The 19,030-nt window shown below is 63.7% G+C and carries 19 protein-coding genes and 1 riboswitch; of the genes, 13 read left to right on the top strand and 6 right to left on the bottom strand.

The features are described from left to right. Positions 1 to 639 (top strand): 5,6-dimethylbenzimidazole synthase, encoded by a 639-nt coding sequence (gene bluB, locus ACYU8T_RS13345; RefSeq protein WP_461159846.1) that lies wholly within the window; start codon positions 1 to 3, stop codon positions 637 to 639. Between the two features lie 41 nt (positions 640 to 680). On the opposite strand, the gene ACYU8T_RS13340 is transcribed toward bluB, so the two are convergent. Beyond that, complete coding sequence (locus ACYU8T_RS13340) at positions 681 to 1,538, bottom strand: alpha/beta fold hydrolase (RefSeq protein ID WP_461159845.1); 858 nt, start codon at positions 1,536 to 1,538, stop codon at positions 681 to 683. Positions 1,539 to 1,669: 131 nt separating this feature from the next. Beyond that, positions 1,670 to 1,895: riboswitch (cobalamin riboswitch) on the top strand. 230 nt (positions 1,896 to 2,125) lie between these two features. On the opposite strand from ACYU8T_RS13340, the gene ACYU8T_RS13335 reads away from it, so the two are divergent. Genes ACYU8T_RS13335 through cobJ form a run of 4 tightly spaced genes read left to right on the top strand, consistent with a single transcriptional unit; the run spans position 2,126 to position 5,275 of the window. Further along, positions 2,126 to 3,181 carry a cobalamin biosynthesis protein CobG gene (locus ACYU8T_RS13335; RefSeq protein ID WP_461160390.1) on the top strand — a complete coding sequence of 352 codons (1,056 nt, stop codon included), beginning with the start codon at positions 2,126 to 2,128 and terminating at the stop codon, positions 3,179 to 3,181. Further along, entirely contained in the window at positions 3,181 to 3,810 is a 630-nt protein-coding gene (locus ACYU8T_RS13330; protein WP_461159844.1) for a precorrin-8X methylmutase, read from the top strand. Before ACYU8T_RS13335 ends, ACYU8T_RS13330 begins: the two co-directional genes overlap by 1 nt. After that, on the top strand, positions 3,807 to 4,529 hold the full coding sequence (cobI, locus tag ACYU8T_RS13325) for a precorrin-2 C(20)-methyltransferase (RefSeq protein ID WP_201516731.1): 723 nt from the start codon (positions 3,807 to 3,809) through the stop codon (positions 4,527 to 4,529). The genes ACYU8T_RS13330 and cobI overlap by 4 nt, the downstream gene beginning before the upstream one ends. After that, entirely contained in the window at positions 4,526 to 5,275 is a 750-nt protein-coding gene (gene cobJ / locus ACYU8T_RS13320; RefSeq protein WP_461159843.1) for a precorrin-3B C(17)-methyltransferase, read from the top strand. The genes cobI and cobJ overlap by 4 nt, the downstream gene beginning before the upstream one ends. On the opposite strand, the gene ACYU8T_RS13315 is transcribed toward cobJ, so the two are convergent. Then, positions 5,251 to 6,000, bottom strand: coding sequence for a cobalt-precorrin-6A reductase (locus ACYU8T_RS13315; RefSeq protein ID WP_461159842.1), 750 nt, complete (start codon positions 5,998 to 6,000; stop codon positions 5,251 to 5,253). The genes cobJ and ACYU8T_RS13315 overlap by 25 nt on opposite strands. Here ACYU8T_RS13315 and cbiE point away from each other — a divergent pair. The 5 genes from cbiE to cobF are packed head-to-tail and all read left to right on the top strand — an operon-like array spanning position 5,999 to position 10,380. Next, positions 5,999 to 7,201 (top strand): precorrin-6y C5,15-methyltransferase (decarboxylating) subunit CbiE, encoded by a 1,203-nt coding sequence (cbiE, locus tag ACYU8T_RS13310; RefSeq protein WP_247229396.1) that lies wholly within the window; start codon positions 5,999 to 6,001, stop codon positions 7,199 to 7,201. The two genes, ACYU8T_RS13315 and cbiE, sit on opposite strands and share 2 nt — an antisense overlap. Continuing rightward, positions 7,183 to 7,554, top strand: coding sequence for a cobalamin biosynthesis protein (locus ACYU8T_RS13305; RefSeq protein ID WP_461159841.1), 372 nt, complete (start codon positions 7,183 to 7,185; stop codon positions 7,552 to 7,554). Before cbiE ends, ACYU8T_RS13305 begins: the two co-directional genes overlap by 19 nt. Beyond that, positions 7,551 to 8,336 carry a precorrin-4 C(11)-methyltransferase gene (gene cobM, locus ACYU8T_RS13300; RefSeq protein ID WP_461159840.1) on the top strand — a complete coding sequence of 262 codons (786 nt, stop codon included), beginning with the start codon at positions 7,551 to 7,553 and terminating at the stop codon, positions 8,334 to 8,336. The genes ACYU8T_RS13305 and cobM overlap by 4 nt, the downstream gene beginning before the upstream one ends. After that, on the top strand, positions 8,333 to 9,640 hold the full coding sequence (locus tag ACYU8T_RS13295; RefSeq protein WP_461159839.1) for a cobyrinate a,c-diamide synthase: 1,308 nt from the start codon (positions 8,333 to 8,335) through the stop codon (positions 9,638 to 9,640). Before cobM ends, ACYU8T_RS13295 begins: the two co-directional genes overlap by 4 nt. Further along, positions 9,637 to 10,380 carry a precorrin-6A synthase (deacetylating) gene (cobF, locus tag ACYU8T_RS13290; protein WP_461159838.1) on the top strand — a complete coding sequence of 248 codons (744 nt, stop codon included), beginning with the start codon at positions 9,637 to 9,639 and terminating at the stop codon, positions 10,378 to 10,380. Before ACYU8T_RS13295 ends, cobF begins: the two co-directional genes overlap by 4 nt. 10 nt (positions 10,381 to 10,390) lie before the next feature. Here the strand turns inward: cobF and ACYU8T_RS13285 are convergent, their stop codons facing one another. From ACYU8T_RS13285 to ACYU8T_RS13270, 4 genes are all read right to left on the bottom strand, one after another. Beyond that, positions 10,391 to 10,597 carry a hypothetical protein gene (locus ACYU8T_RS13285; protein ID WP_097093378.1) on the bottom strand — a complete coding sequence of 69 codons (207 nt, stop codon included), beginning with the start codon at positions 10,595 to 10,597 and terminating at the stop codon, positions 10,391 to 10,393. A gap of 164 nt (positions 10,598 to 10,761) precedes the next feature. Continuing rightward, positions 10,762 to 12,300, bottom strand: coding sequence for a SpoVR family protein (locus ACYU8T_RS13280; RefSeq protein ID WP_247229401.1), 1,539 nt, complete (start codon positions 12,298 to 12,300; stop codon positions 10,762 to 10,764). Continuing rightward, positions 12,300 to 13,610 (bottom strand): YeaH/YhbH family protein, encoded by a 1,311-nt coding sequence (locus tag ACYU8T_RS13275; RefSeq protein ID WP_461159837.1) that lies wholly within the window; start codon positions 13,608 to 13,610, stop codon positions 12,300 to 12,302. Before ACYU8T_RS13275 ends, ACYU8T_RS13280 begins: the two co-directional genes overlap by 1 nt. A gap of 41 nt (positions 13,611 to 13,651) precedes the next feature. Continuing rightward, on the bottom strand, positions 13,652 to 15,595 hold the full coding sequence (locus ACYU8T_RS13270; protein ID WP_461159836.1) for a PrkA family serine protein kinase: 1,944 nt from the start codon (positions 15,593 to 15,595) through the stop codon (positions 13,652 to 13,654). Positions 15,596 to 15,878: 283 nt separating this feature from the next. Between ACYU8T_RS13270 and ACYU8T_RS13265 the strand changes: the two genes are divergently transcribed. The 3 genes from ACYU8T_RS13265 to ACYU8T_RS13255 all read left to right on the top strand — a co-directional run bounded on the left by ACYU8T_RS13265 (position 15,879) and on the right by ACYU8T_RS13255 (position 19,028). Next, on the top strand, positions 15,879 to 16,694 hold the full coding sequence (locus ACYU8T_RS13265) for a universal stress protein (RefSeq protein ID WP_461159835.1): 816 nt from the start codon (positions 15,879 to 15,881) through the stop codon (positions 16,692 to 16,694). A 241-nt stretch (positions 16,695 to 16,935) separates the two neighbouring features. Continuing rightward, positions 16,936 to 17,871 carry a Flp pilus assembly protein CpaB gene (cpaB, locus tag ACYU8T_RS13260; protein ID WP_461159834.1) on the top strand — a complete coding sequence of 312 codons (936 nt, stop codon included), beginning with the start codon at positions 16,936 to 16,938 and terminating at the stop codon, positions 17,869 to 17,871. A 32-nt stretch (positions 17,872 to 17,903) separates the two neighbouring features. After that, positions 17,904 to 19,028: a type II and III secretion system protein family protein gene (locus ACYU8T_RS13255; RefSeq protein WP_461159833.1), complete on the top strand. Its 1,125-nt coding sequence runs from the start codon at positions 17,904 to 17,906 to the stop codon at positions 19,026 to 19,028. The last annotated feature ends 2 nt before the right edge of the window (positions 19,029 to 19,030 follow it).

Raw genomic sequence — 19,030 nt, 5'->3', positions numbered from 1 at the left:
ATGAGCGGTCCCGCCATCACCCCGATCGACAGCGCGCAGTTCGAGGCGCTGGTAAGGGCGCGAAGGGACATTCGCCATTTCAGGACGGACCCGATCGATGAGACGGACGTCGAATGGCTGCTCAGCATGGCGCATCGCGCGCCATCAGTGGGCTTGTCGCAGCCGTGGCGTTTCGTGCGTGTGGAAACCGTGGAGCTACGCGAGCGACTGGCCTGTCATGTCGACCGGCAGGTCAAGGAAGCGGGCAAGGAATATGATGGCGATCAGGACAAGCTCTATCGCAGCCTGAAGCTGCACGGCTTGCGCGAGGCGCCGGTCCTGTTCGCCGTCTATTGCGACGATGGGACGGAGACGGGCCATCATCTGGGTGCGGTCACGATGCCAGAGGCGCGGCGTTACAGCTGCGTCATGGCGGTGCATACGCTATGGCTGGCGGCGCAGACGCGGCGCATCGGCATGGGTTGGGTGTCGATCATGGAGCCCGAAGGCGTGAACGCGATGCTCGATATTCCCGCAAGCTGGGAATGCCTGGGGCTGCTCTGCCTTGGCCGGGCTGTCAGTGAAGAGGATGTACCGGAACTGGAACGGCGGGGCTGGGAGCAGCGGACCGACTGGCATTCCGTGGTGGTGCGGCGTTAGTTCCGCATCCGCATCCGCTCCCCCGTTCGGACCGAGATCAGCTATTCACCCCGGAGGAAATCCAGCGCCAGCGTTTCGAAACGGTCCTTGTGCTCGATCATCGTCCAATGGCCGCAGCGCGGGAAGACGTGCAGTTCGGCATTGGGGATGATGCGCATGGGCAGCAGCGCGCCGTCGAGCGGACTGACCTTGTCATCGCGGCCCCACATGATGAGCGTCGGCGCCTGGATTTTGCCAAGATAGCCGATACGCTGCGACACGCCCGGCCCGCTCATCGACTGGGCGATGAAGCCGAGGGCGGCGCGCGTGTACATCTTGCGGCTGCTTTCCATCGTCACCGGTTCCAGCGCCGCCTTGTAGCGCATGTCGATCAATTCATCGGTGATGATCGATTTGTCGTACACCATGGATTCGAGCCAGGCGATGATGTTCTCCCGCGTCGGATCTTCGATGAAATCGACTAGGCGGGTCAGCCCTTCATTGGGGAAGGTCGAGGTGATGTTGAAACCGATGCCGCCGATCGTGATGTAGCGCAGCACGCGGTCGGGATGAGATGCCGCCAGATGTCCGCCGACAATCCCCCCATAGCTGTTGCCAACAATATGGGCGCGGTCGATGCCAAGGCCGTCCATCAGCGCGACGACTGCGTCGCGGGCTACTCCCACCGGGTCGCCATCCACGGGATCGCTCTTCCCATATCCCGGTGCGTCCAGGATGATGGTGCGGAAATGTTGGGAGAAGAAGGGCAGATTGCCCCGAAAATTCGCCCAGCCGGTGACGCCGGGGCCCGACCCATGGAGCAGCAGCAGCGCAGGGCCTAATCCCGCTTCATGATAATGAAGCCGCCCCTTATCCGTTTCCAGGAAGCGGCTGGTGCCTTCGAAGCTGAAATCGCCCATCTTTTCCTCTCCATTTTTGCACTATTTGGCGAGGGCGTAGCGGCGATGCGCGATGGACGCAAGGAAGCGGGCGTTGACTACTTCCCTTTCGCCTGCATCGTCATTATGAAGCGCGTCGAGCCGGGTTCGTCCGGTTCATCGATCGCGCCGGTGCCCCGGTATAGGGGCTTAAATGGGAATGCGGTGCGGGAGGCTCTCTCCCAAATCCGTGGCTGTCCCTGCAACTGTGAGCGGCGAGCGAAGCATGGACCGGCCAGTTCTGACAATGGGACGGCCAGCCACTGGAGCGATCCGGGAAGGCCCCATGCCAAGCTGTGACCCGCAAGCCAGGAGACCTGCCGGAGCAAAGGTCGCTCTTGCCATGATCCAGGGGATGGTCACGGCTCGGTTCTCCGTTTGAGCGACGAATTTCGTGCGGCTGCGGCCGTGCAGGCGAGCGGCTTGGCCGCCTTCCTGCGCGCGCCGTCCGCTGGTCGTGGCGCAAGTGCTGGAGGGCTGAAGCAATGCAGGAGCAGATGCGGCGTGATACCGCCAGCACCGGCACGCGCCACGGTGTGCGCGGCTGGTGCCCGACGGCATGGCGGCCGATGATGGCGGGCGACGGGCTGCTGGTGCGGGTGCGTCCACCGCTTGGCCGGATGAGCCGGGAACAGGCGGTAGGATTTTGCGAGGCGGCGCTTACCCTTGGCAATGGCCATATCGACGTCACGAACCGCGCCGCCTTTCAGATCAGGGGCGTGGCGGAGGCTGACCATCGTGCGCTGATGGAGCGATTGATCGCTATTGGACTCGCGCATGCCGATGAGGAGCGAGACGCTCACGTTCCTATACTGATCAACCCGGATTGGCATGAGGGCGATGATAGCGCGCTGATCGCGACGGAACTGACGGCGCGCCTGCGCGAACTACCGGACCTTCCCGCGAAGGTCGGCTTCGCGATCGACGCTGGCCCTGCCCCGGTGCTGAGCGACGCGTCGGCCGATTTCAGGGTGGAACGGGCCGCGAGCGGCGCGCTGATCCTGCGGGCGGACGGGCGCATAAAAGGTACTCCGGTCAACACGGCAGACGCGGCGGAAGGGTTGATCCGCATGGCCCATCGGTTCATGGCAAGCGGCGGCGTTCAGGCTGGCCGCATGGCGCGGCACAATGTCCCGCTGTTTGAAGAGGCGATCGAGGCGCCTGCCCCGGCACGTTCCCGCGCCGCGGCCTTGGCGGATGCACCCGGCCCCTTTCATGCCGCGCCCTTCGGCCGGATCGAGGCGGCGGAACTCCTCGCCATCATCGTCGATGACGCGCGTGCGGTGCGGGTCACGCCATGGCGAGGGTTGGTGCTGGAGGGCAGCGGCGCACCTGCCGACGATCCGTCCGACCCGCGCCTTGCCGCCGATGCCTGTCCGGGCGCTCCAGCCTGCCCGCAGTCGAGCGTCGCCACCCGTGAACTTGCCGCCCGGCTCGCGCCCTATGTGCCGGGGCTGCACGTGTCCGGTTGCGCCAAGGGCTGCGCCCGGCCGTCGCAGGCGGCCGTCGTCCTGACCGGGCGGGAGGGCGTCTTCGACCTTGCCCTCAATGCGCGCGCGGGTGCGCCGCCGCTGCACGCGGGCCTGTCGCCTGATCAGATCTTCGCCCATTTCGGAGCCCATTGATGCCGCATCTTTATGAAACAGACGGCGCGGAAATCTATCGCCAGTCCTTCCGCATGATCCGCACGGAATCCGCGCTGGACCGCTTCTCCGCCGAGGAGGAGCGGGTTGCCGTGCGGATGATCCATGCCGCGGGCATGGTGGGTCTGGCGCCGCATATTCGCTTCTCGCCGGGATTTGCCAAAGCCGCGATCGCCGCGCTGGAGGCTGGCGCGCCGATCCTGTGTGATGCGCGAATGGTGTCGGAAGGGATCACGCGCGCCCGCCTGCCTAATGGCAACGCGATCATCTGCACCCTTAACGATCCACAAGTTCCAGACCTCGCCCGGTCGATGGCGAACACCCGGTCGGCGGCCGCGCTCGAACTGTGGCGCCCCCGTCTGGCCGGAGCGGTTGTCGCGATCGGCAACGCTCCTACCGCGCTATTCCACCTGCTCAACATGCTGGAAGACCCCGCCTGCCCACGCCCGGCGGCGATAGTCGGCTGTCCTGTCGGTTTCGTCGGCGCGGCGGAATCGAAACAGGCGCTTTGGGAGAACCAGCCCGTGCCCTGCTGCGTCGTGGAAGGGCGGCTGGGCGGCAGTGCGATCACGGTCGCGGCGGTCAACGCGCTGGCGAGTGCGGCGGAATGAGCGGGACGATCCATGGCGTGGGGCTCGGTCCCGGCGCACAGGACCTGATGAGCGTACGCGCAGACCGTCTGATCCGCGAGGCGCGCCACATCGCCTATTTCCGCAAGCCCGGCCGTCACGGCCATGCCCGCAAGATTGTCGATGGACTGCTTCGTCCGGATGCAGTCGAATATGCGATGGAATATCCGGTGACGACCGAAATTCCGGTGAGCGATCCGCGCTATAATCAATGCCTGTCGGCCTTTTACGCGGAGTGCACCGCCCATCTGCACGGCCTGGTGGAAGCGGGCGAGGATGTGGTCGTGCTCTGCGAAGGCGACCCTTTTTTCTACGGCAGCTTCATGCATCTGCACAGCCGCCTCTCTCCGCTCGCGCCTGTCCGGATCGTGCCCGGCATCACCGGCATGTCGGGCGCCTGGACCGCGAGCGGCACGCCGATCAGCTGGGGCGACGATGTATTGACGGTGCTGATGGCGACCTTGCCGGAAGAGGAGCTGGCGCGGCGCATCCGTGACAGCAATGCGCTGGTTGTCATGAAGATCGGCCGCAACCTCGCCAAGCTGCGCCGCGCGGTGGAGGCGGCGGGCAAGGACGACTGCGCCTGGCTGGTCGAATATGCGACCATGGCGGATCAGAAGATCACGCCATTGGGGCAAGCGCAGGCGGTCACCAGCTATTTTTCCATCCTGTTGATCCATGGACAGGGGCGGCGGCCATGAGCGGATGGGTAGCGGTGGCGGGCCTGGGTCCGGGCGCTGAAGCACTGGTGACGCCGGAGGTGACGGAAGCATTGGCCGAGGCGACCGACCTGGTCGGCTATGCGCCTTATGTCGCGCGGGTGGCGGATCGCGCGGATCTGGTGCGCCATGCATCGGACAATCGGGTTGAGCTGGACCGGGCAGCGCATGCGCTGGAACTCGCGGCGGCGGGGCGGCGCGTGGTGGTGGCGTCCTCGGGCGATCCGGGCGTGTTCGCCATGGCGTCCGCATTATTCGAAGCGCTGGAGGCCGGGCCGCAAGCATGGCGCGCGATCGACATTCGCGTGCTGCCGGGCATCACCGCCATGCTCGCCGCCGCCGCGCGGGCGGGCGCGCCGCTGGGCCATGATTTCTGCGCAATCAACCTGTCGGATAATCTGAAACCATGGGCGCTGATTGAACGGCGGCTGCGCCTTGCCGCGCAGGCCGATTTCGCGATGGCATTTTACAACCCCCGGTCGAAGGCGCGGCCTGATGGCTTTGCGCGCGTGCTCAATCTGTTGAGGGAGGAATGCGGTGGGGATCGGCTGATCCTCTTCGCTCGCGCGGTATCGACGGCCGAGGAGCAGTTGCGCGTCGTGACGCTGGCCGAGGCGGCCCCTGAAATGGCGGATATGCGCACGATGGTGATCGTCGGGTCAAGCCGGACGCGGTTTATCGAAGGAGCGCCTCGCCCGATCCTCTACACGCCACGATGGGCCGAATGATCAATCCACGCCAGCACGTCGCTGATGTCATGGACGGCTCGCGCCTGCGGCATGGGGGGGCGGTCGATCATGATGACCGGCAGGCCGAGCGCTCGCGCGGCGTCGATCTTGGCGCGGGCACCCTCCCCTCCCGCATTCTTTGCGACGACCAGATCGATGCCCTGATCCCGCATCAGGGCAAGGTCGCCCGCCAGCGTGAAGGGGCCGCGATCCACCAGCAAATGGTGGCGCGGCAATGCGGGCGGCGCATCTGGCGCATCGACGAACCTCAACAGATATTGATGCTGTGGCTGCGCGGCGAAGGCTTCGACATGCATCCGACCCAGAGCGAGCATCACGCGCCGCGCCGGGCCATCGAGCGCGCGGACGGCGCTGGCGATATCAGGGACGTGGGTCCAGCGGTCGCCGTCCACTGCCTGCCATTCCGGGCGGGTGAGCATCAGATGGGCGACATCAGAAGCACGCGCGGCGGCGGCGGCATTGGCGCTGATCGCAGCGGCGAAGGGATGGGTGGCATCGACAAGGTGGGTGAAAGCCCCCGCGTTCAGGAACGCCGCCAAGCCGTCGGCACCGCCAAAGCCGCCGACGCGGATCGGCACCGGCTGTGCACGGGGATTGCCGGTGCGCCCGGCATAGCTCAGCGTCGCCTGTTCGCCCCGCTCGGCCAAGGCTCTGGCGAGCGCGCTCGCTTCCATGGTGCCGCCAAGGATCAGGATGTTGCGCATGGCGACTGAAGTTCCCTGGCTGACGATCATCGGCATAGGCGAGGACGGGGCGGAAGGCTTGTCCGACACCGCACGCGCGGCGCTGGAAGAGGCGCGCCTCATCATGGGCGCTCCGCGCCAGCTGGCGCTGCTGCCACCCCTTAAAGCGGAACGGCTTAACTGGCCAGTGCCATTCGATGATGGGGTAGAGGCCCTGCTTGCCCGGCGTGGAAAGCCGACGGTGATGCTGGCGTCGGGCGATCCCTTCTGGTTCGGCGCTGGCATCAGGGTTTCGCGGCATCTGACGCCCGGCGAGTGGATTGCGCATCCTGCACCATCGACCTTCTCGCTGGCGGGTTCCCGTTTGGGCTGGGCGTTGCAGGATGTGACCTGCCATGGCCTCCACGCCGCGCCGCTCGATCGGTTGAGGCCCATGCTTGCGCCGGGACGCCGCGCGCTGGTGCTGCTGCGGGATGGAGCGGCGGTGCAGGCACTTGCCGCCTATCTGGCAGAAACAGGCTTTGGCGCGTCAAAGCTGCACATCATGGAAGCCCTCGGTGGACCGCGCGAGCGTATCCGGTCGGAGGAGGCTGACAAGCTCGCCTTCGAAGATATCGCGCATCCCGTGGCGGTCGGCGTTGAAATTTCGGGCGACGGCGAGGCGATGCCATGTGCAAGTGGCCTTGCCGACAGCTGGTTCGAACATGACGGGCAGATCAGCAAGCGGCCCGCCCGTGCGTTGACGCTGTCGGCGCTCGCCCCGCGTCCTGGCGAGACATTGTGGGATATCGGAGCGGGATCGGGATCAATCGCGATCGAATGGCTGCTAAGCCATCCGTCCACGCAGGCGCTGGCTTTCGAAGCTGACCCAGTACGCGCCAAACGCGCGGTGGCCAATGCGCGGCGGTTGGGCGTGGATCGGCTCCTGCTGGTCGAGGGACGCGCTCCGGCGGCGCTGGCAGGACGGGTACGGCCCAACGCGATCTTCATCGGCGGCGGTCTGAGCGATGCATTGATCGAAACGATCATCGCCTTGCCAGGCGAGCGCACAAGGCTGGTCGCCAATGCGGTGACGTTGGAATCGGAAGCGCTGCTGGCGCGCTGGCATGAGCGGCTGGGCGGCGAGTTGCTACGGATCGAGATGGCCAGCGCCGCGCCGATCGGCACCCGGCGCGGGTGGAAAGCCGCCTATCCGCTTGTGCAGTGGAGCGTCACGCTATGATCGTGGCGGGTTTCGGCTGCCGCAGCGGGGCTAGCGAACGGTCCTTGCAAGCGGCGCTCGGCGCGCATGGCGAAGCCGTCGCGGCGCTGGCGACGCTGACGCATAGGCAAGCGCTGCTCGCTCCCCTCGCCAGCGCCTTGGGTCTACCACTAATCCTTGTCGATCCGGCGGCGGTCGCGGCGGTGAACACGCCAACCCAATCTGCCGCCAGCCTCGCCGCCTATGGCACCGGCAGCGTGGCCGAAGCGGTCGCCCTGATCGCCGCAGGCCCCGGCGCACAATTGGCCGCATCCCGCATCATTTCGCCCGATGGCCAAGCCACCTGCGCGCTTGCCCGAGGAGTATCGCCATGACCGTCCATTTTATCGGCGCTGGCCCCGGCGCGCCCGACCTCTTGACGCTACGTGGCCGCGACCTGATCGCGGCCTCCCCCGTCTGCCTCTATGCCGGGTCGCTCATACCCCGGGCGCTGCTCGACCACTGCCCGGCGGGCGCGCGGATCGTCAACAGCGCGCCGCTGACACTGGACGAAATCATCGCCCTGATCGCAGAGGCGGATGCGGCGGGCCAGGATGTCGCCCGGCTGCATTCAGGCGACCTGTCGGTGTGGTCGGCGATGGGCGAGCAGATCCGCCGTCTCAAGGCGCTAGGCATCAGCTATACGGTGACGCCGGGCGTCCCCTCCTTCGCGGCGGCGGCGGCCGCTCTGGAGGCGGAGCTGACCCTGCCGGGGCTAGGCCAGTCGCTGGTCCTCACGCGCACGCCGGGTCGGGCAAGCGCCATGCCGCCGCGCGAAACGCTGGCGGCCTTCGGCGCGACGGGAGCGACGCTGGCGATCCATCTTTCGATCCATAATCTGGCGCAGGTGGTGGCGGACCTCGTACCGCTCCATAGCCCAGACTGCCCGGCGGCGATCATATGGCGAGCGAGCTGGCCCGATCAACGCGTGGTTCAAGGAACACTCGCCACCATCGAGAGTCTGGCGGCCGGCGGGCCAGAGCGGACGGCCATCATTCTTGTCGGGCCGGTGCTGGGCGACACCGATTTCGCAGAAAGCCAGCTTTACGCGCCCGGTTACGACCGGCGATTTCGGCCAGCGACGGCGGACTCGCCCTTCGCCGGATCGGACGAATGACGCCCGGCATCCTCATTGCCGCACCGCGATCGGGATCCGGCAAGACGGTCATCACATTGGGGCTGCTCCGATCACTGAGACGCCAAGGCGTGGCCGTCCAGCCCTACAAATGTGGTCCGGATTATATCGACACGGGATTTCACCGGCTGGCGAGTGGGCGGTCTTCCCTCAATCTCGACAGCTGGGCAATGGATGCGGCCATGCTCCAGGGTCTCGCCGGTGAAGCGGCGGACGCAGAGCTGATCGTCGCGGAAGGCGTGATGGGGCTGTTCGACGGCGCGCCAGCACGGGGGGCGAGCGGCAATGGCAGCAGCGCCGACATAGCCGCCTTGCTGGGCTGGCCTGTCATCCTGATCATCGACGCGTCGGGCCAGAGCCAGTCGGCAGCCGCCATCGCCCAGGGATTCCGCACGCTCCGCCCCGATGTCGGCGTGGCAGGCGTCATCATCAACCGTGTCGCCAGCCCGCGCCACGAAGCGATGATCCGGCAGGCGATGGAGGACATCGCCATGCCAGTGCTGGGCGCTATCCCAAGGTCGCCTGCCCTCGCCATTCCCGAACGGCATCTGGGGCTTGTTCAACCGAGCGACCTGGAACAGGCGGACCGGATGATCGACGCCATCGCAGACCTGATCGAAGCGCATATCGATGTTCCAGCTCTCCAGGCGGCAGCGGACGCCCTCCCGGCCCTGCCTCCTGCCGCTTATCACTGTCCGCCGCCGGGGCAGCGTGTCGCGTTGGCACAGGACGCGGCCTTTTCCTTCACCTATGCCCATATGCTGAGTGGCTGGCGCACAGCCGGGGCGGAGATCATCCCCTTTTCCCCGCTCGCCGACGAAGCGCCCGATCCTGTGGCCGACGCCGTCTGGCTGCCCGGCGGCTACCCCGAACTGCATGCGCCAAGGCTTGCGCAGGCGAGCTGCTTTCTGAACGGCCTGCGCAGCCATGCAGAGGGTCGGCCCATCCATGGCGAATGCGGCGGCTATATGGTGCTGGGGCAGGCGATCATCGATGCGCAGGGGCAATCCCACGCCATGGCGGGACTGCTCGGCCTGGTTTCCAGCTTTGCAGAGCGGCGCTTGCACCTGGGCTATCGTCAGGCGCGGCTGCTGGCGCCGATGGGCGGCCATAATTCAGGCGCGCCACTGCGCGGGCATGAATTTCATTATTCGACCGTCGTCGAACAACCGGACGAGCCGCTCGCTCATGTGACCGACGCGATGGGCGTGCCGGTGGCCAGCAGCGGTTCGCGCCGGGGCCGGGTGACGGGTAGCTTCTTCCACTTGATCGCGAGTGCCACATGATCCACCTGTCGCTCATTGGTATCGGGACAGGTAATCCCGATCATCTGACACGCGCCGCCATCCGCGCGATGAACGCGGCCGACCTCATCCTGCTGCCGCACAAGGGTGAAGCAAAATCCGACCTTCTCGACCTGCGCCGCGCCATATGTGCGGAGGTACTGACCCGGCCCGTGCGCATCGCAGAGTTCGACATGCCCAGCAGAGAGGAGCAGGGCATGTATGTCGATGTGGTTATGGAATGGCATGACGCGATCGCCGCAATCTGGATGGAAAAGATCGCCCGGCACCTGCCCGATGGCGGCACCGTCGCGCTGCTCGTCTGGGGCGACCCCTCGCTCTACGACAGCAGCCTGCGCATCGCCGAGCGGCTAGGCCCCTCGGTCGAGATAAGCGTTGTCCCAGGCATCACCAGTATTCAGGCGCTGACGGCCGCGCATGGCATTTGCCTCAACCGCCTGGCCGGCCCGGTGCTGATCACCACAGGCAGGCAGTTGCGCGATCACGGCTGGCCGAACGGCGTGCGCGACATCGTCGTAATGCTCGACGGACATTGCGCCTTTCAAACGCTGGAACCGGAGCATCTCATGATCTGGTGGGGCGCCTATCTCGGCATGGAACATCAGGCATTGGCAAAGGGGCCACTCGCGCTGGCAGGACCAGAGATCATCGAGCGCCGCGCAGCATTGCGGCAGAAGCATGGTTGGATCATGGACGTCTATCTGCTGCGGCAGGACGCCTGACGATTCAGGATCAGGCGGCCGGAACTCTCAACTCGATCATTGGCTTGCTGATCATCGGTCCACTACCGTCGATCGAACCCATCGCAGCGCGGCGGCGAAATTCGGCGGCCATGGCCTGATGCATGGTTCGCGCCGACGCGTCGGCGGTCGTCGCCGCCAATTGCTCATGCATCCGCGCTCTTTCCAGGCATTCCTGTGCATTGAGGGCATGTGTCATGAAAATGCTCTCCTGCTAAAGGTTTCGAGCCAATCCCAAGCGGCGCAGGGTGCGGCCAGCCAAGGAAGCCACTTACGAAACCCGGCGCAATTTACGCCTTTCCGCAGAGCTTTGGAAATGGAATCTTCTTGTCGCCGTTGGGCCTGCCGCCTCCGCGCACCGCTTCAGCCGATCCATCCCTGCTGCGGCTGGCAACGATGGCTTTTCAACTCCTTGCGGCTCTCGCCATGAACCTCGCTCAGGGCGACTTCATAGCCCCACAGATTGGCCAGGCTTTGCAGCACCATCGTCGCGTCCGAAGCGTCCAGCACCACGCCGTCATTCACCACATGCTCCAGCATCAGCGTACGGTCGCCAGCCAGATCGACATCGACCACCTGGATATCGGGTTCCTGTCGGGCAATGTCATATTCGCGGGCGAGCGCGCGGCGAATGCGCCTGTAGCCGCGCTCGTCATGAATGGCATCGACGCGCAGTTCCGACTCGCCTTCATGATCCAGCAGCTTGAAGAGCCGCCACTGACGTATCAGATGGGGGCTGAGGAACTGCGAGACGAAGCTTTCGTCGCGATAGTTGATCCAGATGTCCTTCAGCACCTCTACCGGATCGCGTGACCCGGCAATGTCGCTGAACCACTCGCGATCCTCCGCAGTCGGGTCCATGCAGATCCGCTCGATGTCGGACATGATGCCAAAGCCCAAAGAATAGGGATTGAAGCCGCCGAAATGGCCGGAATCGAATGTCGGCTGATAGACGACATTGGTATGCGACTGGATGAACTCCATGAACGCGCCATCGGTAATCCAGCCGCGATCATGCAGGATCGTCATGATGCGATAATGGGTATAGGTCGCGCAGCCCTCGTTCATCGCCTTGGTCTGGCGCTGCGGATAGAAATATTGCGCAATCAGCCTGACGATCCGCAGGATTTCCCGCTGCCAGCTTTCGAGCCGCGGTCCGGTCTTTTCCAGGAAGTAGAGGATATTTTCCTGCGGCAGCCCAAGCGCTGCGCGGCGTTCGTCCGACGGCACGGCGGCCGCCTTCGCGCCCACCGGGACCGTGCGCCAAAGGTCATCATAGATGCGGTCGCGATAGGCTTGCCGTTCTGCCTCGCGCTCGGCCTCCGCCCGCATGTCACGCGGGCGGATGCGCGGATAGCGGTGAACCCCCTGGTTCATCAGGGCATGGGCGGCGTCCAGCACCCGCTCGACCGCGAGTTGCCCGTAGCGCTCTTCGCATTGCGATATGTAGCGCTTGGCGAACTCCAGATAATCGAGAATGCCTTCCGCATCCGTCCATTGACGGAACACATAATTATTCTTGAAAAAATGATTATGTCCAAATGCCGCATGGGCAATCACCAGCGTCTGCATGGTGGCGCTGTTTTCCTGCATCAGATAGTTGATGCACGGATTGGAGTTGATCACCAGCTCATAGGCAAGGCCGCGAAGTCCCTTGCGGTACAGCATTTCATTGGTCACGAACTGCTTGCCGAATGACCAATGTTTGTAGAACAACGGCATGCCGATGGACGAATAGGCGTCCAGCATCTGCTCGGCACTGATGATCTCTATCTGGTTGGGATAGATGTTGAGCTTCATCTCCTGAAGCGCGATCGGCTCCACCGTATCATAGATGCGGTTGATCAGCGAAAAGTCCCAGTCGCTGCCGGTGAACAGCGGAGCGGGAGCAACCGACGCCATCAGGCAGACGCCCTTTCACCCACGCCGCGCCGCTGGAAAAGCTCGCGGAAGACGGGATAGATTTCCCGGCGATGCGACACTTTGCGCATCGTGAATTGCCGATTGGCCTGCGAAACCGGCAGATAGGCGTCCCACAAACCGGTGGTGGAGGTCGCGGACTCGATCGAAGCAAACTCCTCGCGCCCCACCTCCAGATAAGCGAAATATTGGCAGAAGGGCAGGATTTCGTCCTGCATCAGGCCGACCACCCGCGCATTGTCGGATGCCAGCGTGTCGCCGTCCGAAGCCTGCGCCACATAGATGTTCCAGTCGGTGGGACTATAGCGGTCCTTCACCACCTCGATCAACTTGTCGAGCGCGCTCGACACCAGTGTGCCGCCGGTTACGCTACTGTAGAAGAAAGTCTCCTCATCCACCTCCGCCGCGCGGTCAGTATGATGGATGAACACCACCTCCACATGCTCATAACAGCGCGACAGGAAGAGGTGCAGCAACGCGAAGAAGCGCTTGGCAAGGTCCTTCATATGCGCGGTCATGGAGCCAGACACGTCCATCAGGCAGAACATGACCGCTTGGGCGACCGGCCGGGGCACGGGTTCGAAACGGCGGAAGCGCAGGTCCACCGGGTCGATATAAGCAATGAGGTTGCGGCGACGAATGATGTGTGCCCGCTCCTCCCGCAGCCGTTCCAGCGCAACGTCATCATCCGGCAGAGGCACAGTGCGCCCCTCGATCTCGGCAATGGCATCTTCAATGCGGCTCAAGTCACGCCCGCTCGGGCGACGCAGCGCGATACGACGGGACATCGCCTTTTGCATCGTGCGCGGAACCGAAAGATTGGACGGGTTGCCCATGGTGGAATAGCCTGCCCGGCGTACGCCTTCGATCTTGCCAGCGACCAGCTTCTTCTTGGCCATGTCGGGCAGTTCCAGGTCCTCCAGGAAAAGGTCGAGAAACTCCTCCCGGCTGAGCGCGAAACGGAAGTCGTCCTGATCCTCGCCCTCACCCGGCTGCGACCCACCGCCACCACTACCATCCGGCCGCTTGATCCGGTCCCCTTCCAGAAATTCGCGATTGCCGGGCAGCACCCTTTCCCGATTACCGCCCTTTTCCGCCCGGTGCAGCGTGGGCTCATGGATCGCGTCGCGGCGGATTGTCACCTCGCCTTCTCCGGCCAGGTCCTTGATGCTGCGATCCTTCAGGCTGTCACGCACCGCCTGACTGACATAGGCTTTCGCTCTCCTCAGGAACCGTTGCCGGTTTACCAGGCTCTTGCCCCCCGGGTTCAGCCGTCTGTCGACTATGTGCATGGTGGCCACTGCGCTGTCACGAAGAGGGCGCCTCCATCTGTCTATCCCGCCTGCTTGACCCTGATATACCATTCGACGAGCCGCCGGACCTGCCGCTCGGTATAGCCGCGCTCGACCATGCGGGCGACGAACTCGTCATGCTTGCTGGCGGTATCGCCATCCTTCTTAGACCCGAAGCTGATGACGGGCAGAAGGTCCTCGACCTGGCTGAACATCCGCTTTTCGATGACTTCGCGGATCTTTTCATAGGAGGTCCAACTGGGATTGCGCCCGTCATTGCTGGCCCGCATCCGCAGGGCGAATTTCACCACCTCGTTGCGGAAATCCTTGGGATTGGCGATCCCGGCGGGTTTTTCGGTCTTGGTCAGCTCCTGATTGATGACTTCGCGGTCGAGAAGCTGCCCCGTGTCCGGGTCCTTGAAATCCAGATCCTCTATCCACGCATCGGCATAGGCGACGTAGCGATCAAACAGGTTCTGGCCATAATCATTGTAAGATTCCAGATAGGCTTTCTGGATTTCGTTGCCGATGAATTCGGCATAGCGCGGCGCCAGTTCACCCTTGATGAACTCCAGATATTTGGCCTCGACATCGGCGGGGAATTGTTCCTGCCGGACCATCTGTTCCAGCACATACATGAGATGGACCGGATCGGCGGCGATCTCACTACTGTCATGATTGAACGTCGCCGACAGCGCCTTGAAGGCAAAGCGCGTCGATGTGCCGGACATGCCCTCATCCACACCAGCGGCATCGCGATATTCCTGGATACTCTTCGCGCGCGGATCGATTTCCCGCAGCATTTCGCCATCATAGACGCGCATCTTGGAATAAAGGTTGCTGTTCTCATGCTCCCGCAGCCGGGTAAGCACCGAAAAGCGCGCCAGCATGTCCAATGTGCCCGGCGCGCAGGGTGCCTTGTTCAGGTCGGACTCCCGCAGCAGCTTCTCATAAACATGCCGCTCCTCGGTGGCCTGCAAGCTGTAAGGCACCTTGATGACATAGATGCGGTCGATAAACGCTTCATTATTCTTGTTATTCTTGAAATTCGCCCATTCCGATTCATTGGAATGGGCCATGATGATGCCGTTGAAGGGGATAGCGCCGATATTCTCGGTGCCGATATAATTCCCTTCCTGCGTCGCCGTCAGCAGCGGGTGCAGCATCTTGATCGGCGCTTTGAACATTTCGACAAACTCGAGCATGCCCTGATTGGCGCGGTTAAGACCACCCGAATAGCTGTAGGCATCGGGATCGTTCTGCGACAGCATCTCCAGCTTGCGGATATCGACCTTGCCGACCAGCGAACTGATGTCCTGATTATTCTCATCACCCGGCTCGGTCTTCGCGATCGCGATCTGCCGCATGCGCGATGGCATCAGGCGGATGACCTTAAATTGAGAGATGTCGCCGGAAAACTCGTCCAGCCGCTTGCGCGCCCATGGGCTGATCATGCCGGTAAGGCGGCGGCGGGGGATGCCGTAATTATCTTCGATGAAGGCGCCATGCTGTTCCGCATCGAACAGGGCGAGCGGGCTTTCGAAGATGGGGCTGATCTCGTCCGCAGCCTTCAACGCATAGATAGGGTGCGCCTCCATCAGCGACTTCAGCCGTTCGGCGAGCGAGGACTTACCGCCGCCCACAGGCCCGAGCAGGTAGAGGATCTGCTTACGTTCCTCGAGGCCCTGGGACGCGTGGCGCAGGAAACTGACGATATGCTCGATCGTCGCTTCCATGCCGTAGAAGTTCGCGAAGCTTTTATAGCGGCGAATGGTGCGGTTCATGAAGATCCGGCCGAGCCGCTGGTCGCGGGAAGTATCTATGATCTCCGGTTCGCCGATCGCCGCCAGCAGGCGTTCCGGTGCTGATGCGTGCATGAGAGGATCATTGCGGCATCCCAGCAAATAATCCTCGATCGACATTTCGGCTTGACGCCGCTCGTCAAAATTCCGCGTGAAGCTCGAAAACAGTTCGTTTTTCGTCACTGACGACTCCCGCCGCAGTAGTCATGTTACGAATATAATACGCACGAGACTGCAAAAACAGGCCCTTGCAGTTGGACAATTGCAAAATTTTTATTCCTGCACATCCGAATAGTTCGCAATAAGGAACCGGCAGGCAGACATGTTTCCGCGCTGTCCCGCTCCAAAGCTGAGGGCAGCGCGCCGGAAGCGGCTAAAAGCCTCTAACAAGGACCGGCAAAAAGAGGGTATAAGGAAACGGCTTGGGAAAGACGTTTCGCCAGGCAGCAGCATATGGAGAGATGTGATGACATCCATTCTGCTTCACATCCATGACGATAGCGGCATGGAAAGCCGCTTGCAGGCCGCCTGCGACATTGCCCGCGCAACGGACGCGCATATTCACTGCGTTCAAATCACCGCCATGCCCAATCTGGTGGCGGGGGATGTCTATGGCGGGGCGGCCATGGCGCCATCGATCATGGCAGAATTGCACGAGATCGATATGCGGATGCGGATGCGGCTCGAGCAGCGGCTTCATCGTGAGGGCGTGAGTTGGAACTGGCGACACGCCGATGGCGATATCGTCAGTGGTCTGTTGTCCGCCTCCCCCCTGTGCGACTTCATGGTCGTGACCCTGCCGGGCCGTCCCCGCCGCGACATGAGCGATCCGTTGGATCTTGCGGCGGATCTGGCGATAGGCGGGCGCACGCCAGTCCTGGCCGTGCCGGATGCGGCGCGCGGCGTCATGATCACGGGGCGCGCGGTCGTCGCCTGGGACGGCTCGCGAGAAGCTTCCGCCGCACTCCGGCTGGGTGTGCCGCTGCTGAAACATGCCGGTGAAGTGCATGTGGTGACGGTCGAGGAAGCGGGCAAATACCCCTTCCCGGCAACGGATGCGCCAGAATATCTTTGCCGCCACGGCATCAAGTCGCAATTCCATAGCTGGCCGCAGGATGGCCGCACGGTGGAAGCGACATTGAAGGCCGCGATTGGCGTGCTGAAGCCGGACTGGATGGTGATGGGCGCCTTTGGGCATAGCCGCTGGCGGGAGCTTGTGTTCGGCGGCGTGACGCGGACGATGCTCCGCGACGCACAGGTTCCCTTGTTGCTGGCGCACTGACCGTCCGCAGCCATCCGGCCCTTTGGAAATTGCGCCAGATCGGACCTTTCCCTTCAATGGCCGGGCGGACCAAATGCCGTTGCTACCGATGCTCCACATAAAGCAGCGGGTCGGAGGTTAACGCGCGGCAATCTTTGCCCGTCCGATCCCCTCAAATCGGCGGCATCTCCGATCCCATGTCCGTAGCGTAAAGCATAATATCCCCTTCGAAACAGGATCTTGTCTGTCCCGGCGACCCGCCTTGCGTGGACGCAAGATCAAGGGGGAATTGATGCATTTGGGATGGAAAGCCAGGATCATGATGGTGGCAGGCACGCTGTCCGCCCTGCTGTTCCTGATGCTCGGCATGCGGGAAATGCAGCGGTCCTCAGCCGCCGAAATCGCGCCTGCCCAGTCGGCACAACGCATATCGCCGCAGCCGGTGGTCCTTGCGGCTGCTGCACGGCCGATCCGGACCGGCGAGACGATCACCGCCGCCATGATCCGCAATGCCATGGCCGACCCTGCGCGCCATCCCGCTGCCGCCACGCCTGCCGAGCTGATTGGCAAGGTCGCCACCCGCACGATTGCGGCAGGCGCGCTCATCCCGCGTGATGCGGTCGGCGGCGAGGAAAAGCTCGCCATCCGCGTGCCGGTTGGCATGCGGGCAATCAGCATAGACACCTCGGCGGAGATCGCCGTCGCAGGCCTGGTCCGCCCCGGTGACCGGGTGGACGTGCAGGTCGTCTATCCCGGCGCAGACGCCATCAGCGGCGCGCGCGGAGCAGGGCGCAGCCGTGCCCAGACATTGTTGCAGATGGTCCAGGTGCTTGCAGTGGGTGACGCGGTTCTTGGCACCGCTCCTCCTTCCGGCGCGAAGGACGCCTTGTCCGCAGCGCCAGTCCCCGCACGAACGGTGACGCTGGCGCTCAACCCGGAACAGGTATCCACCCTGTCACTCGCGAAAAGCACCGGCGCGCTCACTCTGTCGCTGCGCAACCCCGTAGACAGCGAGCAAGTGGCAGTCGCGCCCGCAAGCTCCAGAGGCCCTGATCCAAGCCCGGTCGCCGCAACGCTCCCGGCGCAAGCCCTGATCGCGCCCATGCAGGCACGTCCCGCCCCCGCCCCGCGTCAATCCATAGAGCTGGTCATCGGCGACCGGCGCGAAACCATCTATTCGGGGAGCGCCCAGCGTTGAAGTGCATCCACGCCCTCGCAGCAGTGCTTGCCATGACTGCTCCCGCAATTCTGCGCGCACAGGAACAAAGGCCGCTTGCCATCCAGCAGAAGCGCACGCTCAGCTATCCGCGCCCCATCGGGAGGATCGAGGTAGATCGCGATGACGTGATTTCGGTCACCGCGCCAACCGCGAGATCCTTGAGCGTGACTGGCATCGGCGCGGGAAGCGCGACGATCAGCGTCTTCGGGAGAGATGGAACTCTGATGGCGGAAACGCGCTTCGCCATATCGCCGCCAACCGCAAGCGTCCGGGAGCCGGGCGCTCTTGTCAGCCCCCGCATCATTGCAGGCGAGCAGGTCGTCGCCGTCGATGTGCAGTTCGCCGCCGTGTCCTCCTCTACCCTGAAGGCACTGGGGTTCAACTTCTCAAAGCTCAGCGGCGACATACAGGGCGCAGTCGTATCGCCCAGCAGCTTCAAGAGCGCCAGCTTCGCGCCCGGTGGCTCATCACTCGACGCCAGCGTGCCGATCCAGAACGCGTTCAACCTGTTCTTGTCCGCACCCAATCGCGGCATCAATGCGGTGCTGAGCGCCCTCTCCTCCAACGGGCTGTCCGAATTGCTGGCCCAGCCCACCCTGTTGGTGCGCTCCGGCGAGCAGGCAAGCTTCCTTGCTGGCGGCGAGATTCCCGTGCCCGTGCCGCAGGCGTCGGGAACCGGCAGTGCCATCTCCATTCAATATAAGGAATTTGGCGTCCGCCTGTCCGTCACCCCTTTCGTCCTGTCGCCCAATCAGATCGTGCTGAAGATCGCGCCGGAAGTCAGCGAACTCGATTATAACAGTGGCGTCCAGTTGCAGGGCTATGTCGTGCCCGGCCTGCGCCGCCGATCGGCGGAAACCACGGTAGAACTCGGCAGCGGCCAGAGCTTCGTGATCGCGGGCTTAAGCTATTCGAGCCAGTCGACAACGCGGGAGAAGACGCCGCTGCTGGGCGACATCCCGGTGATCGGCGCCTTCTTCCGGCGGCAACAGATGCAAAAGGAACGGCAAGAGCTGGTGATCGTCGCCACCCCCCGCCTGGTAGGACCGGTACAGGCGAAGGACATCCCCGCATTGCCCGGATCCCTGCTCGACACGAAAGACCCGGTCGTGCCCTTCGGCGTGGTGAGGCCATGACC

It is taken from the genome of Sphingobium sp. TomMM35A (genome assembly GCF_054771735.1).
Note: the sequence above shows the minus strand (reverse complement) of the source record. Positions and strands in the feature narration are given on the sequence as shown.

What these genes read in the sequence shown, in the direction of transcription:
- ACYU8T_RS13295 (WP_461159839.1), top strand. Translation starts at nt 8,333, where the DNA reads ATGACGCCCGGCATCCTCATTGCCGCACCGCGATCGGGATCCGGCAAG.
- ACYU8T_RS13255 (WP_461159833.1), top strand. Translation starts at nt 17,904, where the DNA reads ATGACTGCTCCCGCAATTCTGCGCGCACAGGAACAAAGGCCGCTTGCC.
- cobJ (WP_461159843.1), top strand. Translation starts at nt 4,526, where the DNA reads ATGAGCGGATGGGTAGCGGTGGCGGGCCTGGGTCCGGGCGCTGAAGCA.
- ACYU8T_RS13330 (WP_461159844.1), top strand. Translation starts at nt 3,181, where the DNA reads ATGCCGCATCTTTATGAAACAGACGGCGCGGAAATCTATCGCCAGTCC.
- ACYU8T_RS13275 (WP_461159837.1), bottom strand. Translation starts at nt 13,610, where the DNA reads ATGCACATAGTCGACAGACGGCTGAACCCGGGGGGCAAGAGCCTGGTA.
- ACYU8T_RS13280 (WP_247229401.1), bottom strand. Translation starts at nt 12,300, where the DNA reads ATGGCGTCGGTTGCTCCCGCTCCGCTGTTCACCGGCAGCGACTGGGAC.
- cobF (WP_461159838.1), top strand. Translation starts at nt 9,637, where the DNA reads ATGATCCACCTGTCGCTCATTGGTATCGGGACAGGTAATCCCGATCAT.
- ACYU8T_RS13285 (WP_097093378.1), bottom strand. Translation starts at nt 10,597, where the DNA reads ATGACACATGCCCTCAATGCACAGGAATGCCTGGAAAGAGCGCGGATG.
- ACYU8T_RS13335 (WP_461160390.1), top strand. Translation starts at nt 2,126, where the DNA reads ATGATGGCGGGCGACGGGCTGCTGGTGCGGGTGCGTCCACCGCTTGGC.
- cobM (WP_461159840.1), top strand. Translation starts at nt 7,551, where the DNA reads ATGACCGTCCATTTTATCGGCGCTGGCCCCGGCGCGCCCGACCTCTTG.
- ACYU8T_RS13340 (WP_461159845.1), bottom strand. Translation starts at nt 1,538, where the DNA reads ATGGGCGATTTCAGCTTCGAAGGCACCAGCCGCTTCCTGGAAACGGAT.
- ACYU8T_RS13315 (WP_461159842.1), bottom strand. Translation starts at nt 6,000, where the DNA reads ATGCGCAACATCCTGATCCTTGGCGGCACCATGGAAGCGAGCGCGCTC.
- cobI (WP_201516731.1), top strand. Translation starts at nt 3,807, where the DNA reads ATGAGCGGGACGATCCATGGCGTGGGGCTCGGTCCCGGCGCACAGGAC.
- bluB (WP_461159846.1), top strand. Translation starts at nt 1, where the DNA reads ATGAGCGGTCCCGCCATCACCCCGATCGACAGCGCGCAGTTCGAGGCG.
- ACYU8T_RS13265 (WP_461159835.1), top strand. Translation starts at nt 15,879, where the DNA reads ATGACATCCATTCTGCTTCACATCCATGACGATAGCGGCATGGAAAGC.
- cbiE (WP_247229396.1), top strand. Translation starts at nt 5,999, where the DNA reads ATGGCGACTGAAGTTCCCTGGCTGACGATCATCGGCATAGGCGAGGAC.